The 15090-nt window shown below is 35.8% G+C and carries 17 protein-coding genes; 6 read left to right on the top strand and 11 right to left on the bottom strand.

Going from position 1 to position 15090, the window contains the following annotated elements; all coding sequences use genetic code 11:
- A partial coding sequence (locus BZK14_RS06880; RefSeq protein ID WP_171973658.1) for an OPT/YSL family transporter occupies positions 1–692 on the top strand: 692 nt, incomplete at its 5' end.
- Positions 693–760: 68 nt separating this feature from the next.
- Positions 761–1444, top strand: a complete 684-nt coding sequence (locus tag BZK14_RS06875; protein WP_077925797.1) for a DUF2884 family protein — start codon at positions 761–763, stop codon at positions 1442–1444.
- Positions 1445–1488: 44 nt separating this feature from the next.
- Here the strand turns inward: BZK14_RS06875 and BZK14_RS06870 are convergent, their stop codons facing one another.
- From BZK14_RS06870 to BZK14_RS06845, 6 genes are all read right to left on the bottom strand, one after another.
- Entirely contained in the window at positions 1489–2064 is a 576-nt protein-coding gene (locus tag BZK14_RS06870) for an RNA pyrophosphohydrolase (RefSeq protein ID WP_077925796.1), read from the bottom strand.
- Between the two features lie 62 nt (positions 2065–2126).
- Positions 2127–2882, bottom strand: a complete 756-nt coding sequence (cysZ, locus tag BZK14_RS06865) for a sulfate transporter CysZ (protein WP_143691389.1) — start codon at positions 2880–2882, stop codon at positions 2127–2129.
- Between the two features lie 86 nt (positions 2883–2968).
- Positions 2969–3673, bottom strand: coding sequence for a MipA/OmpV family protein (locus BZK14_RS06860; protein ID WP_245831214.1), 705 nt, complete (start codon positions 3671–3673; stop codon positions 2969–2971).
- Positions 3674–3787: 114 nt separating this feature from the next.
- Positions 3788–4171, bottom strand: coding sequence for a hypothetical protein (locus BZK14_RS06855; RefSeq protein ID WP_077925793.1), 384 nt, complete (start codon positions 4169–4171; stop codon positions 3788–3790).
- A 22-nt stretch (positions 4172–4193) separates the two neighbouring features.
- A complete protein-coding gene (locus BZK14_RS06850) occupies positions 4194–4412 on the bottom strand; it encodes a DUF4177 domain-containing protein (protein ID WP_077925792.1) in 219 nt (72 codons plus the stop codon).
- Positions 4413–4485: 73 nt separating this feature from the next.
- Positions 4486–5052 carry a DNA-3-methyladenine glycosylase I gene (locus BZK14_RS06845; RefSeq protein WP_077925791.1) on the bottom strand — a complete coding sequence of 189 codons (567 nt, stop codon included), beginning with the start codon at positions 5050–5052 and terminating at the stop codon, positions 4486–4488.
- A gap of 120 nt (positions 5053–5172) precedes the next feature.
- Here BZK14_RS06845 and BZK14_RS06840 point away from each other — a divergent pair, with 120 nt between their 5' ends.
- The gene (locus BZK14_RS06840) at positions 5173–5991 is read left to right on the top strand and encodes a MetQ/NlpA family ABC transporter substrate-binding protein (RefSeq protein ID WP_077925790.1); all 819 of its coding nucleotides are present in this window, start codon (positions 5173–5175) and stop codon (positions 5989–5991) included.
- A gap of 77 nt (positions 5992–6068) precedes the next feature.
- On the opposite strand, the gene bfr (BZK14_RS06835) is transcribed toward BZK14_RS06840, so the two are convergent.
- The 5 genes from bfr (BZK14_RS06835) to BZK14_RS06815 form a co-directional block, all read right to left on the bottom strand.
- Positions 6069–6533, bottom strand: a complete 465-nt coding sequence (gene bfr / locus BZK14_RS06835; protein ID WP_077925789.1) for a bacterioferritin — start codon at positions 6531–6533, stop codon at positions 6069–6071.
- 10 nt (positions 6534–6543) lie between these two features.
- Positions 6544–7014, bottom strand: coding sequence for a bacterioferritin (gene bfr / locus BZK14_RS06830; RefSeq protein ID WP_077925788.1), 471 nt, complete (start codon positions 7012–7014; stop codon positions 6544–6546).
- Between the two features lie 559 nt (positions 7015–7573).
- Positions 7574–8434: a tetratricopeptide repeat protein gene (locus BZK14_RS06825; RefSeq protein ID WP_077925787.1), complete on the bottom strand. Its 861-nt coding sequence runs from the start codon at positions 8432–8434 to the stop codon at positions 7574–7576.
- Between the two features lie 99 nt (positions 8435–8533).
- Entirely contained in the window at positions 8534–9430 is an 897-nt protein-coding gene (locus tag BZK14_RS06820; RefSeq protein WP_077925786.1) for a c-type cytochrome, read from the bottom strand.
- A complete protein-coding gene (locus tag BZK14_RS06815) occupies positions 9430–10776 on the bottom strand; it encodes a c-type cytochrome (RefSeq protein ID WP_077925800.1) in 1347 nt (448 codons plus the stop codon). The genes BZK14_RS06820 and BZK14_RS06815 overlap by 1 nt, the downstream gene beginning before the upstream one ends.
- A gap of 343 nt (positions 10777–11119) precedes the next feature.
- Here BZK14_RS06815 and BZK14_RS06810 point away from each other — a divergent pair, with 343 nt between their 5' ends.
- The 3 genes from BZK14_RS06810 to BZK14_RS06800 all read left to right on the top strand — a co-directional run.
- Positions 11120–13408, top strand: coding sequence for a TonB-dependent hemoglobin/transferrin/lactoferrin family receptor (locus BZK14_RS06810; RefSeq protein ID WP_077925785.1), 2289 nt, complete (start codon positions 11120–11122; stop codon positions 13406–13408).
- A gap of 13 nt (positions 13409–13421) precedes the next feature.
- Positions 13422–14285: a heme/hemin ABC transporter substrate-binding protein gene (locus BZK14_RS06805; protein ID WP_245831212.1), complete on the top strand. Its 864-nt coding sequence runs from the start codon at positions 13422–13424 to the stop codon at positions 14283–14285.
- A partial coding sequence (locus BZK14_RS06800) for a FecCD family ABC transporter permease (RefSeq protein WP_245831210.1) occupies positions 14285–15090 on the top strand: 806 nt, incomplete at its 3' end. The genes BZK14_RS06805 and BZK14_RS06800, both read left to right, overlap by 1 nt.

Genomic DNA, 15090 nt, shown 5'->3' with positions numbered 1-15090 from the left:
AACAGCAAGCTGCATTATTGATCGGCTGTATCATTGGTGCATTGGTGATTGCACCAATCTTGGATGTGTTATATCAGGCTTATGGTTTTACAGGTGCATTACCGCGTGCGGATATGGACCCTACTCAAGTATTGGCAGCACCACAAGCAACATTGATGAGCACAATCGCAACAGGTATTTTTTCACATAATCTACAATGGACGATGATTTTAATCGGTGTTGGATTGGGCGTTTTCTTTATTATTGTTGACTTTATCTTGGGTAAATCAGGTTCAGCATTAAGATTACCTGCATTGGCAGTGGGTATGGGGATTTATTTGCCACCAACAATTACAACGCCTATTTTCTTGGGTGGTTTAATTGCATGGTTGATCCGCCGTTCAGTTAAAAATAAGATGTATCAAGGTGATGTGAAAGACTTTGAAAAAACTTACACTTTAGTAGATCGCAAAGCAACATTGATCGCATCAGGCTTAATCGTGGGTGAAAGTTTAGTGGGTGTTTTAATGGCAATTATTATTGTGATCAGCGTATCTAGCGGTCATAGTGCGGCGCCATTGTCTATGCTTGAAGGATTAACCAACATATTGGGTGGTTCTACAAATACTGTTATACAATTGGCAGGTTTATTTGTATTCATTATGATTTGTACGGTATTTATCAAACGTTCATTATCGGTTGTGAAAAAATAATTATTTTATTGTAATGTGTAGCACAATATTTATTCATAGATATTGTGCTTTTTTATTGGAAAATTATTATGTTAGTTAAGCAATACATTCGATTATTATACATAGTGAGCATTGTTATGATGTCTTCCATCAGTTTTGCAAAATCTGTTTGTGAGCAAGATCCTACATATGATATGACAGCATTTGCAAACTTTGTGGAAATCACAGAAGGGCGGAAACATTACATATTGCATCAAACTGGAGAGGTTTCTCTAAATGGTGAAAGATTGGATCTATCTACAGAAAAACAGAGCCAAGTGAAGGTCTTAGTTGACTTTATTCTTCAAAAATTACCACAACGTGAAAAAGAAGCAGTGATACTGATGGATGCATTGCATTCTCAATTTGTGAATGTTGTGAAATCACAACTAGATGGTAATTCTCAATTGCTTACAATGTTGGATAATACGCATGCAGATGCAACGCGAACATTGGGTAAAGCGATCAAAACAAAAGGTAATGTAACAGAGTTTTCTGCCAATGATTTTCATAAAATTATTGATCGAGCATCGGGCGATTTTAAATTAGAAATGGCAAAAATTGTGTCAAAAAGTGTATTTACATTTAATGTTGGCCGTAATTATAAAGATATAAAATACTTGGGCGATCAAGAGTGGAAAAAATTCAAACCTGAAGCCAAAGCATTCCATAAAGCTTTATGTGCAGATTTAGCTTGGATTACTGCAGAGAAAGCACAGCTTTTTTCTCAGTAATCAAAACCATAAATAGCCCATGATTTCATGGGCTATTTGAGTTTTTAACTTCTACTCTTCATTCGATATAAAGAGCGTCTGACTTTGGGTTTTGGTCTAAAATCGACACGTTTTTCATATAAAGGTTTATCTGGGATAGCTGTACCTTTAAATAATAACGGAGCAAGTTCAACCAATGCTCTATTATAAACTTTGCGCTTGAAGTATATGACATCATCAATAGGTTTCCAATATTCAACCCATTTCCAATGGTCAAATTCAGGTGTATCGAAACACTCTAAATTAATCGCATCCTCATCGGAAGTGAGTTCTAATAGAAACCAAATCTGCTTTTGCCCAATACAACGAGGCGTATTATTTCTACGAATCAATCGTTGTGGTAAACGGTACCTTAACCAGCTTTTAGTTTTTCCTAAAATTTTTACATCATCAGAAGATAATCCAACTTCTTCCTTCAATTCTCGAAACATTGCCTCTTCAGGAGATTCGCCTTCGTCGATTCCACCTTGAGGAAATTGCCATGAATCTAAATGTCCTATTCTATGACCCCAAAATAGTTTTTTGTCCCGATTACACAAGATGATTCCAACATTCGAGCGATAGCCGTCATTGTCAATCATAATGTAAACCTTGAATAAAATTAATGGCTCTATTGTTCCACAAAGGTTAGGTAAAACCAAGTTTATTTGACAAAATCGCTACGATATTTTTTGACCCATTGTAATGTGCCTCCACAAACTGCTGCAGGCATTATGATTAAGTTCACGAAAGGGATCATGGTCACGAGGTTAATCATTGAGCCAAACATTAAATTATTCAGGCGATCTTTTTGAAGCCTTTGTTTCATAATTGGAAAACTGACACGGTTATTGTCAAAAGCATAGTCATTGTATTGAATGGACATCATCCAAGCATTGAATAAAAAGAGGAGAATCGGTGCAACAATTGTGCCAATCACAGGTACTAAAAATAGTAATAGAATGCCAATCAATCTTGGAATGTAATAAGCTAAATTCTGAAATTCACGTTGAATACTGCGTGCAAAATCTTTGGCGAAATTTGTCCATGAATTATCATCAGCTGTTGTATTAGTGAGCATGCTTTCTACCTTGGCAGATAACATGCCATTAAAAGGTGCGGCAATGATATTGGCGATAGTTGTGAAGAAGTAGCCAAAAAAAATCAATACGCTGATGAGAATCAATGGCCATAGTAAATAGCTTAGCCAGTGTAACCATGAAGGTAAGTAGCTTAGCGCCGAATTAACAATGTCGCTGACTTGGGTATAAATATATAAAAATGCACCACCAATGATAAGGATATTGATCAGGATAGGCATGAAAATATAACGTTTTAAGCCAGGCTCTAACATTAATTTCCAACCTTGAGAAAAGTAATAAAAGCCATTTTGTGGTATTTGTGAATTAAGATTGTTCATAATTGTCATATTAAGCGATTAGAAAATATAAAAAAGGGCACATATTAGCGCCCATTCTTGTAAATATTGAATCATTATAGAATGATTTAGAAATTGTAGTTAATGCCAATTGCAAAATTAGATAGTGTAGAGCGATCAGTCATTGGACTATTTTTCACTTTACTAGGTAAGAATTTAAATTGCGCGCCACCAAAAATATGGAGATTATCTGTTGCATTAATTGTTGTGCCAACACCAATGTAAGGTGTAAAACTACTACTTGGAGAATAATATGAGATGCCTGTTCTATAAGATTCTGCATTGGAAACACCATAATAATAATCATTGTGATCTTTACTAGACCAAATACCACCAATTTTAGGAATGATTTTAAAATGGTCATTGATAGGATGAATCATGCCGATTCCTGTATCTATGTTAAATCCATCACTACGTCCTAAGATGTCAGCATCAATATCCGCGCTGATAAAAATTTTGTTAGGAAAGATGTGTTGAAAACCAATCCCTAGTTCAATAGTAGATTTACGGCGATTTAAGTGCTGTAAGGCGCCATAAGAATCACTAGGTTTAAAATTTAAGGATTCATATCTTAAATGAGCATCAAATTTAGTTGTAGGTGTATTAAAAAGATATAAGCCCGCTTTTAAACCTTTAATGAATAAATTACCATTTTGATATTCAAAATGTGGCACTGGAATCCAGTTAGAATGATCTCCAGAATAAGGCTTTTGCTCATACCCTAAACCAATACCAATGCTATAAGATTCTTGTGCATTTGCCTGAATACTCATGGGAAATATCAGCAGAAGAGATGTAAGGAGCTTTTTTCTCATTGAATGTGTCTCGTCTAAGATAATATTAATGCAAAGTATTGTAACGAAATTATTGAAGCTATGTAAGGGTATTTACATGTTTTGTTGTTGGAGTAATGCGATACGCATACAATTATTATTGTATTGGTAAACTATTTTTTGGGATTGAAATAATTGAGGGATTTCTACGATAAAAATAGTGATGATTAAGATGCATCCAAGCCATGAAATGGATGTAAATATTAGAATAATGCCGAGCAACATTATAATAATATTAAAAGTGCCTCGCCCCCATTTCTTTAAATAATAATGGTGTAAGCCACAAATAAAGAAGTAATTGAGGGCAGCATAAGTATCCGGATTTTTGAGATGTATATCTAAGTATTGATAAATATTTCTTCGTTGATCATCTGTGAGTTGGCTGATCTCATTACGCAAAGACTCTTCTTCTTGCTTTAAATCTCTTAAAGTTTTCATCAGCACATCCTCATTCAAATGATTAACGACCTAAAGTAACAATGACAGATTGGCGCTTCCAAAATAGCATATAGCGAGAAACTTCTACGACTTGGAAAACCATAGACCAACCATTTAATGCTTCCTGATTTAATAAAGTTTCTACTTTATTAATGGGCATAGCACTTGCACCTAAAATCAAAATACCAATGCCTGTTTGTGAAACACGCACAACTTTATACTCTTTATATGCTGCTGACATAATAATTCCTTATTTTACGTTATATAATTTAATAATTTCGCATATTTTGCGTGGATAGAATCCTATCGTATTATTATTTAATGTCAACTTTATATTTGAAACAATGGCTGACATGATCATTGACCATGCCCATGGCCTGCATAAATGCATATATAGTCACACTACCAACAAATTTGAAGCCTAGCTTCTTAAGATCTTGACTTAATTGATCTGAAATTTCTGTTTTGGTAGGAACATCTGAGAGTTCGACAAAGCTATTCAGAATGGGTTGATGGTCAACATATTGCCAGAGCCAATCAGAAAAACTACCGTATTCTGCTTTTAATTTTAAATAACATTGTGCGTTATGAATAATGGCTCGCATTTTTAGCTTATTTTTAATAAGATCGGGATGTTGCATTAACGACTCATATTTAGTTTCATCATATTGAGCAATTTTGTGAGCATCAAAGTTATCCAGTGCAGCACGATAAGCTTCACGTTTTTTCAGAACAGTAATCCAAGATAAACCTGCTTGTAATGTTTCTAGTATGAATAATTCAAAGAGTGCTTGATCATCATAAAGGGGTTCACCCCATTCTTGATCATGATACTCTTGATAAATTTTGTCGTTACCACACCAGCCACAACGTTGATTCATAGTCTTTTCTCAGTTAAAAAAGGATACTTTAAATTAAAAATAATTTGATATACAGTTAAAAATTATTCTATATAATGCATATATGTTATATATGAAATTAAAATCTAAGATGGAGTGAGTATGAAAAAATATATATATCCCATTATGGCTGCAACACTGAGTTTTTTATTGGTTGCATGCGGGCAGGGCGCCGATCAATCGGCAGATAAAAAATTATTGAAAGTTGGTATACCACCAAGTGCGCATAATGTATTGGTGGAAAAGGTTGTTAAGCCTCAATTAGAAAAACAGGGTTATACAATTGAATTGATGAATTTTAATGGTTTGCGTGATGCGAATGAAGCATTGATCAGTGGCGGTATTGATTTCCATACAGCGCAACATCAAGCTTATTTGAATGTTTATAATCGCGAAACTAAAAGTGACTTAGCATCATTGGTACATACACCTTCAATTCCTGCATTCATCTATTCAGTGAAACAGACGAATTTGGATAATGTGAAGAGTAAAGATAAAGTTTTGATCCCAAATGATCCATCCAACACAGCGCGTGCTTATGCTTTGTTGGCAAAAGTGGGTTGGATTGAAGTGAATCTAGAAGCAGATATTGCAACTTTAACACAAAGAGATATCACCAATAATCCTTACAACTTGGAGTTTAAAGAAGTGGATTCAGCTTTGATTCCTCGTTTATTACAAGAAATTGATTATGGTATTATGCCGGGCGGTGTTGCACTGTTGGCAGGTATTGGTTCAGAACATGCTTTGGCACATGAAACATTTTTGCCTGATTTAGAGTTGTTAGTGACAGTGAAAAAAGCTGACTTAGAAACAACTTGGGCGAAAGATGTGAAAAAATCTTTCCAGTCAGATGAAATGAAAACATTCATTGAAACGGATCCTGAAATCAAAGGGCGTTTTATTTGGCCAGAAGGTTAGTGAGCTATTAATTTTTGATTAGATCAATAAAAAAACCGCCATGAAGGCGGTTTTTGTAACTCATAAATATTCTATTATTAGATAATAGATTGATGATATTTCTCAGAGCCTAATTCAGCTAACAATTCTTGCTGTGTTTCTAAGTAATCAATGTGCTCTTCGCTTTCATCTAACAAATGAGATAATAAGTCACGAGAAACATAGTCTTCTTTTTCTTCACAAACACGAATTGCTTCAACTAAAACTGTGCGCTTGTTATATTCGCAAGTTAAGTCGCTGCTAATTACTTCAGGTACTTCTTCACCAATTAAGATTTTGCCCAAATCTTGTAGATTCGGTAAACCTTCCAATAATAAAATACGTTCGATCAAATCATCTGATTCTTTCATATCTTCAATAGATTTTTTATAGATCGTTTTACCTAAAGCTTCAAAGCCCCAGTTTTTCAAAATACGACCATGTAAAAAATATTGGTTAATAGAAACAAGATATTGACCCAATACTTTGTTCAACTGTTGAATAACAACGCGATCAACTTTCATAAACTTCCTCCTAGCCGTTCAATTGGTCTTGAAGATAGTTTGGTAAAGAAATAGTTTTGATTAAACGTAATTGTTTTTCTAACCAATGAGCATGATCTTCTTCAGTGTCTTTCAACTGGACAACTAACATATCACGCGTTACATAATCTTGTTCTTCTTCACACAATTTGATGCCTTTCTTCAATGCTTCACGTACGCTTAATTCTAAACGTAAGTCACTTTCAAGCATTGCAACAACATCCGCACCAATATCCAATTTATCAGGAATCATGTTGGGTGTTGCTTCTAATAAAAGTAAACGAGAGATGATTAATTGTGCGTGTTCAGTTTCATCATCCATTTCGTGACGAATTCTCTCGAACAATTTTTTATAGCCCCACTCTTGGTACATCGCTGAGTGAATAAAGTATTGATCACGCGCAGCTAATTCACCTGCTAATAATACGTTTAAGTAATCGATAACTTTTTGACTTCCTTTCATGATGTTCTCCTTATTTTAAATATCGGCAATATGTGGGAAGCATTATACATCAAAATGAGACAGATATTAACTTTTTATTTAAATAAGTTGTTGATAATATTAAGTAAATAGTGTTTGTTAGCATTTGATAATGATAGGTAGATGATATAATTCTTAAAATGAGAATTAATGACAAGCTATATCTGAAAATAAGTATAACGTTAAATTTTAGGCAAAAAAAAGCCGAAAACTGAATTTCGGCAAAATAACCACCAAAGGAGGATATGGAGGAGAACATCTAGGGTTAACTAGATGTCTGATGACATAATATCAGAATTGATGTTTATGTCAATTTTTAAATCATATTATTTATGATAAAAGTCATTTTATTTTTTATGATCAGCGATAATTTTTAAGATAAATCGCATTGAAAATATTATAACTTATTGAAAATAAATATATTGATAGGTATTTTTGAAAAACTTGACTTCATTTTTGTATTCATAATGTAGTCAAGTTTTTATTCTATTGTTGAGAATGATTATCTTATAAATATCTATATTTTATTAAAATCAAATAGTTACTTTATGGTTTGGAGTGTCTGTATTGCTTGTTGGTCACCTTGTGCCGCTGCAATTTTCAATAGTTGTATAGATTTTGAGAGATCTTGATCGATACCGTCGCCTTTTTGATACATAATTGCCAAATTAACAGTTGCCTTGATATGCCCAGCTTTGGCTGCCTTATTGAGCAAATCAAAAGCCTTAGGTTTGTCTTGAGGTAACTCATCGCCTTGCAGATACATCGTACCTAGAATAAATAGTGCTTCGGGTTGGCGTAGTTCTGCTGCTTTTTTTAAATAGGTCATTGAGAGGTTTTTATTTTTACGTGTACCTTTGCCTTCTTTATTCATTAAGTATAAATAAAATAGTGCATCGGGATGTTGTACTTTGGCAGCTTTAGCGAATAAGCGATAAGCCTCATTTAGATTGCCATTTCTCATTTGAATTCGAGCTTGTAAGCTTAATGCATCACCATCTTTATGATCTATAGCTTGCTCTAAATATTGTTGAAGCTTTGGGTTGGAGGGATCATTCTCATAGTAAAAAGCCGCGAGATTGTATAGTGCCGCAGTATCTTGAGATTTAGCTGCTTTTGCATAATATTGCAGCGCAATTTCTTTATCTGCTTTAACAGCGATGCCCTCATCATACATAACTGCAATTGCATTATCAGCTGAAATGTAACCTTTATCGCTAGCAGCTTTGAAGTATTGTAGTGCTTTAGCTTCATCCCGAGGGATTCCATTGCCTGATAAATTTTGTACGCCTTTGTAATATAAAGATTCTGCTGAAAGGGTTTTGATATCTTGAGGTGGTACAGAATTACATGCTGTTAAAATGCATGAAAGAAGCAATGTCGTGATAATTGTATGTTTCATGATCTATCCTGTTTTGATGCGTGAAGATAGATTATAAGTGAACCATCAAAAGAAAAGCCATTCATAACTAACGAATGGCTCATCGATTATTTTAATGTATTAATATCTTGCATCTTTAGGTTTATTGCCATTTGGCCAGTCATTCACTTTGCCAGGAAAATCTGGTCTTGGCATATGTGTAAAATATTCAGAAACATCGACAGCTTCTTGATCTGTTAATGTACCTTGATTACCTTGCCCCCAAATGCCAGTTGTTTCAACGCCCATAGGCATATTATATTTGACGAATTGTGCAGCTTTATAAGTTCGAGCTAGCCCTGCACCAATATTGAATGATTCATCACCCCATAATGGAGGAAAAATAATATTGCCGCGTTTATCTTTAAGGCCTTCTCCATCGTTGCCGTGACAGGAAGCGCAGCGCTCTGCATAAATGATTTTGCCGTTATCTACGTTAGGTACCAAAGATTCATCCACAGGACCTGAATTAACTAATTTAACTTTTGCACCTTCAGGTTGTGTTTTGCTGAGCCATTCCATATAAGCAATCATTGCTTTCATTTCTTTGGACTCAGGATTTAATGGCTTACCGTTCATTGAACGTTGAAAGCAACCATTGATACGCATTTCCATATTAACTAGTTTACCTGCGCGAGGCATAACTTTTGGATATTGTGGTAGCGATGTTAAATAAGGTGCGCCAAATTCAGATTTTCCTTCAGCAATATGGCAGCTATTACAGTTCATCATTGCCCCAACATTATCAGGTAATAATCTTTTGGTTGAGTTTAACAGTTCTTTGCCGTAGAAGATCTCATCAGCATTCGGCTCATTTGCAATAGCTAAGTCTGATGGTACAACATAATCAGGTAGTGGTTGCCCATCTTTGCTGATCATCTCATATTCTTTGGGCTGAGAAGCTGTTAAGGTATATGCAAAAGCACTTGTGACCATTAATGCAGTTATACTTAAGGATAAAATGATATGTTTTTTCATTATTTAACCTCCTTCACTGAGGTAATGTTAGGTGCTTTATTCGCTAAGAAGTGACGAATTTCTGCAACATCTTGTGCTGAGATTTCTGGCGCTACGTTATTCCAAGAATTTCGAATAAAGTTGATCACTTGTGCTACCTCTTCATCACTTAAATGATTAAATCCAGGCATTGCAAATGCCATTCTATCGGCAGGTGTGAGAGGCATTTTTCCACCTTCCAATGTTACTTGGATCACTGATTGTGCATTTTGAGCGGTAATTGCTGTATTCTGGTTTAAGGCAGGGAATATGCGTGGCACGCCCTCACCATCTGCTCTATGACAGATATTACAGTTTTCGATGTATAACACTGCACCAGGATCTCTGAATTTATCTGATAATAATAAATCCGTTGTTGTATCTTTTTGTGTTGCTAATTCTAAAGATTTATTAGGGGCAGGGGATAATGTTTTCAAATAGCTTGCTGTGGCCTTGAGATCTTGATCTGTCCAAAATTGAGAGCTGTGTTCTACAACATCAGCCATTGCACCGAATGCTGCAACTTTGTCAGTACGGCCAGTTTTTAAGAATTCAATAATTTCTTCTTCGCTCCAGGTTTTTAAACCTTGGCCTTCGCCACGTAAACTTTTTGCTCTCCAACCATCAATCAAAGCACCTGATAAGAAAATGTCACTTTTATCATTGGATAATGCTTTTTCTTGATAAGCAATGCCTCGCGGTGTATGGCAAGCACCGCAATGTCCTGGTCCTTCCACAATGTAAGCACCATGATTTTGTAATTCAGTTAATTGAGGATTTTGTTCAAAATTACGGATGGGAGCAAATAGCATTTGCCAATAGGCAACAGGCCAACGCATGCTGATGATCCATGGGAATGTTGATGATGCATTATCTTTTTGAACAGCGGGCACTGATTGCATAAAATATGCATACATTGCGGCAATATCTTCATCTGGCATGATGGTGTAAGAAGCATAAGGCATTGCAGGATAAAGTGCTGCGCCGTCTTTGCGGACACCATGTTTAACTGCATTGCCAAATTCTTCTAGTGTGTAGTTGCCAATGCCAGTTGTTTTATCTGGTGTAATATTTGTGGAATAGATTGCACCAAATGGTGTTTGCATTGCTAAACCACCTGCATATTCTTGATCGCCCGGAGCAGTATGACAAGCAGCGCAGTCAGATAGACGAGCAACATATTCTCCTCGTTGAATAATTTCTGGCGTAATTTTGGATGGTTCTGTGAATGGTTTGGTTCGATTTTTAATAATCATGAAAGAACCTGCAAATACAACAATAAAAGCAGTGATGCCTAATATTGCCAATCTGGTCAAAAGTTTTTTCATATGGCCCTCGTCTGATTGGATTGGTGGATACTCGAAATTATTTTTGAACATATCGAGAGCTTCATAATAATGATTTTTAATCGATAAGGTGTCTGATTTATCCTCGCAAAATTGACTAAAATCAAGCGAACAAGGTTCATTTGCTAAATTTCTTAAATATGAAATGTGAATTATAAAAATTAATTATGAATTCAATCATTGATGGGTGATTGTAGGATTGAATGATTGGTTTCTTAAAACATTGTGATAAGTTTTGATTGACAATGCTTGATAAATGTCAATAATACACAAACGAGAATTGATGTCGTTTGATATTAATATTTAATCACATTTAGGAATAGTTATGCATAACCATCGTCACACTTTGTTATTTACTATGTTAACCGCTGCATTATTTGGCACTCTTGTTTCTGCAGAAGAAAAAGCACCTAAAGAAATTGGTACAACACGCGTGGTTGTTGCAGCTTTGAAAGATGACCGTGTTGCAGAGGAAGCCGCAACAAGTTTAGTACAAGTAACGAGTGAGACAATTGAGCGCATCGGTGCGACAGACTTATCGAGTGCATTGCGTTATGAACCAGGTATAACGATTGATTCTAGCGCTTCTGGACGAATAGATGATATTAAAATTCGTGGTGTGGGTGGCGATCGAGTAATGGTAGCAATCGATGGTGCGCCATTACCAAAAGCATTTAGCTTTCCTGGAGGATACACAGAATTAGGGATGGGGTATTTTGATATTGATGCGATGAAGTCCATTGATATCATTAAAGGACCTGTGTCAATGCTATATGGTAGTAGTGCATTGGCGGGCGGTATTTTTATGCAAACAAAAGATCCTGAGGACTTTATCCAAGAGGGTAGAAGAACGGGGTTCGAAGTGAAAACGAGCTATAACTCTGTAGATCGTGATCAGTTAATTACAGGTACAGTCGCAGCTAAATTTACTGATGAATTGTCTGCATTTGTGAGAACATCATTTCGTAAACATTATGAGCGTGAAAACTATTATGGTAAAGCATATGGTGAATCTTTATTAGGGGCAAATCGTCAACACCCTAACCCATCTGAGTCTAATATTAAAAATATTTTAACTAAAGTTGTTTATGAGCCAAATGCAGAACACAAATTCTCATTAAGCTATGAATCTTATCAGGATAAAACGTGGGATAAGGGTTTATCTGTTATCACATCTCATGTGATGGGTATGCCAAGTCAGCCTAAATATTTAGCCAGAACTAGCAATTTAAAAACAGAAAGACAGCAAGTTAATTTACGACACGAATTTGAGTCTGCAACACCAATTTTTGATAAAGGGCATTGGTTGGCTTACTATCAAACAACTAAAGCTCGTCAAAAAGTTGATGAGTTGAGGCAGAATTTTGGTAGTCCTGCTCGTCCGCCTAGACCTGCTGTTGCGCCACACTTAGAAGATCGTTGGAGAACTTCACATTTTGATAATGATCAATTTGGATTTAATGCAGAATTTAATAAAAATGTGATGTTAGGTAGCGTTGCTCATGAATTAACATATGGTGCTAATTATAAACATCAAAAAGTTAAAACATTAAGATTAGGAGATACCATCAATTCTGAAACTGGTTTATCAAAAGAACCAACTGGCTCGTTCCCAACTAAAAGTTTCCCTGATTCTAAAGTGCAAGAATATGGTTTATTTGTTCAAGATCGTATTGGTTTCTTAGATAATACTATTGAAGTGATTATGGGATTGCGTTATGACCATTATTCATTAAAAGTTAAGCAAGGTGGAGCATATATTGATGGGAACTTAGGCACCTTACCACCAACGGGGATGAATAAAGATAATTTATCTAAACGTTTGGCGGTTTTATATTATCCCGCAGATAATCATACTTTATATGCGAACTATGCAGAAGGATTTAAAGCACCAGGCTTTACAGCGGTTAATATGGGGTTTGCTAACTTGGCGCAAGGTTATGCAACTCGCTCTAATCCACATTTGAAACCGGAAAAAAGTAAAACATTTGAATTGGGTTGGAACTTTAATGATGATGTGAATACAGCTTCAGTTGCGGCGTTTTATACGCGTTATAATGATTTTATTGAAGAGATGGTCTACCAAGGTGTCGATAAAGACACTGGCTTGATGACATATCAATCTGTCAATTTGGATAAAACATACATTTATGGTGCAGAAGCAAAAACTAGCTTGCGTATTATAGAGTTGCATAATGGTGATGGTGAATTGCGTTTTAACGGTGCAATTGCTTATGCAAAAGGTAAAGATAAAAAGACTAAAGAGCCCATTGATAGCGTTGAGCCATTAACAGCAGTTTTAGGTGTGAACTATGCATATAGTGATATTGCTTATATCGGATTGAATTGGAAGTTATCTAAAGGCAAAAAGGATAGTCAAATTTCTGAAGAGTTGCGTAAAGATGGCGTGAAAATGCCAGGATACGGTACTTTAGACTTAATTGCCGAATATAAGCCAACTAAAAATGTTCGTGTAAATGCAGGTATTTATAACATTCTAGATAAAAAACATTGGAATTGGGCGAGTCGCATGGGCAAAATGAGTAATGCAGCATTGGATCGTTCAACTCAACCTGGGATTAATGCGGGTATTTCTGTCACTGTGAATTTCTAAGATTGATGGGCAAATGATGATGAAAAAATTAATCATATCTACATTTTTGGTGACGGGATTAATGAGTGGTGTAATGGCAGAAGAAAGAGTGATTACAACCTCTGCCTATATCACTCAAGTTGTCGAGGCATTGGGTAAAGAACGATTATTAGTAGGGGCGGATACAACCAGTCGCTATAATGATGAGCTCAAAAAACTACCAGATGTTGGTTATCGTATTGCACTTTCAACAGAAGGTATGTTGTCACTAAAGCCATCATTAATTTTATGGTCATCAGATTCAGGGCCTAAAAATGTTGTTGAGCAGGTCAATAAATCAGGCATCCAAACTTATGTGTTAGCTAAGCCAAGTAATTTAGATGAACTTAAAAGTTTGGTAACCCAAGTGGGTGAAATTTTTAATGAGCCAACGAAAAGTGAAGCATTGAAGCAATCATTAGAGAAAAAGCATGGTTTACTGAAAGATGATATGAGTAAACGTGGTGCTCGTAAGACACTGTTCATTATGGAAGAAATGGGTGGCGGTGGATCTAAAAGTTTTGCAGGCGGTGATACAAGTGCAACAGCTTTGATCGATTTGTTAGGATTAAAGAACCCATTTGCAAGTCAATTTAACGCTTATAAAGCTGTGAACTTAGAAACACAAATTCAGCAAGATGCAGAGATTGTTTTAATTGGTACCCGTAAAGAATTTGCAGAAAAAAATATGCCTGTGATACGAAAAGATGTTTCTAGTATTGGTTGGCCGAAACCAGTGCAGCCTAAATGTGTATTTGAAGTGGATATTAGCCATGTATTGGTTTATGGCGTCCATTTATATGATGATGCATTGACTTTAAGTCGTATGATTGATGAATGTTTAGAGGAAGCAAAATAGTGGGCAACAAGTCTTTGTCATTAAGCCTGATTTTTATGGCGGGCTTAATTATTTTAACTGTTGTTGTTTCCAGTTATTTTGGTGCTTTAACGATTAATTGGGGTGAAGTCCTTAATTTTGATAGTTTAGATAGTTATATTTTTTGGCAGGTTCGCTTGCCAAGAATTCTTGCAGCATTGTTGGTGGGTGGCGCTTTTGCTATCTCTGGTGCTGTGATGCAAGGTTTGTTTCGTAATCCTTTGGTGGAGCCAGGCATTATTGGCGTATCAAGTGGGGCGGCCTTTTTTGTAGCGTTAACAATTGTTTTGGGTGGCAAGCTATTTCCTGCATTAATAGAATACTTAAACGATTATACGCTGCCTGTCGCAGCCTGCATTGGTGGGTGGGCTGTGACAGCTTTTTTATACTATTTCTCAAAGCATAATCAAGGTGTAAGCGTAAGTGCAATGCTATTAGTCGGTATTGCTATTAATGCTTTCATTGGGGCGCTTTTGGGATTGTTGACCTTTATTGCAAGTGATGAAGAATTACGCTCATTGACATTTTGGTCTTTAGGTAGCTTGGGTGGTTTTGATTATACAAAACTCACGATTCTCTTTGTGTTGCAGTTAATGATTGTGCCATTGTTTTTATTTAAGATTCGTGCGATGAATGCAATGTTATTGGGTGAGCGTGAAGCGAAGCATTTAGGTGTGAACGTGGAACGATTGAAGAAGCAACAAATTTGGGGTGTTGCGATTTTAACAGGCAGCGCTGTTGCATTCTCTGGAGGGATTGGCTTTGTCGGCTTGGTCATTCCTCATTT

This window comes from Wohlfahrtiimonas larvae (assembly GCF_002006755.1).
Taxonomy (GTDB): domain Bacteria; phylum Pseudomonadota; class Gammaproteobacteria; order Cardiobacteriales; family Wohlfahrtiimonadaceae; genus Wohlfahrtiimonas; species Wohlfahrtiimonas larvae.
The sequence above is the reverse complement of the archived record's forward strand: the minus strand, read 5'-3'. Positions and strand labels throughout refer to the sequence as shown.

Excerpts from the sequence above, each read along its gene's own strand:
- BZK14_RS06875 (WP_077925797.1), top strand. The coding sequence starts at position 761 with ATGTTAGTTAAGCAATACATTCGATTATTATACATAGTGAGCATTGTT.
- BZK14_RS06870 (WP_077925796.1), bottom strand. The coding sequence starts at position 2,064 with ATGATTGACAATGACGGCTATCGCTCGAATGTTGGAATCATCTTGTGT.
- cysZ (WP_143691389.1), bottom strand. The coding sequence starts at position 2,882 with ATGAACAATCTTAATTCACAAATACCACAAAATGGCTTTTATTACTTT.
- BZK14_RS06860 (WP_245831214.1), bottom strand. The coding sequence starts at position 3,673 with ATGAGTATTCAGGCAAATGCACAAGAATCTTATAGCATTGGTATTGGT.
- BZK14_RS06855 (WP_077925793.1), bottom strand. The coding sequence starts at position 4,171 with ATGAAAACTTTAAGAGATTTAAAGCAAGAAGAAGAGTCTTTGCGTAAT.
- BZK14_RS06850 (WP_077925792.1), bottom strand. The coding sequence starts at position 4,412 with ATGTCAGCAGCATATAAAGAGTATAAAGTTGTGCGTGTTTCACAAACA.
- BZK14_RS06845 (WP_077925791.1), bottom strand. The coding sequence starts at position 5,052 with ATGAATCAACGTTGTGGCTGGTGTGGTAACGACAAAATTTATCAAGAG.
- BZK14_RS06840 (WP_077925790.1), top strand. The coding sequence starts at position 5,173 with ATGAAAAAATATATATATCCCATTATGGCTGCAACACTGAGTTTTTTA.
- bfr (WP_077925789.1), bottom strand. The coding sequence starts at position 6,533 with ATGAAAGTTGATCGCGTTGTTATTCAACAGTTGAACAAAGTATTGGGT.
- bfr (WP_077925788.1), bottom strand. The coding sequence starts at position 7,014 with ATGAAAGGAAGTCAAAAAGTTATCGATTACTTAAACGTATTATTAGCA.
- BZK14_RS06825 (WP_077925787.1), bottom strand. The coding sequence starts at position 8,434 with ATGAAACATACAATTATCACGACATTGCTTCTTTCATGCATTTTAACA.
- BZK14_RS06820 (WP_077925786.1), bottom strand. The coding sequence starts at position 9,430 with ATGAAAAAACATATCATTTTATCCTTAAGTATAACTGCATTAATGGTC.
- BZK14_RS06815 (WP_077925800.1), bottom strand. The coding sequence starts at position 10,776 with ATGAAAAAACTTTTGACCAGATTGGCAATATTAGGCATCACTGCTTTT.
- BZK14_RS06810 (WP_077925785.1), top strand. The coding sequence starts at position 11,120 with ATGCATAACCATCGTCACACTTTGTTATTTACTATGTTAACCGCTGCA.
- BZK14_RS06805 (WP_245831212.1), top strand. The coding sequence starts at position 13,422 with ATGATGATGAAAAAATTAATCATATCTACATTTTTGGTGACGGGATTA.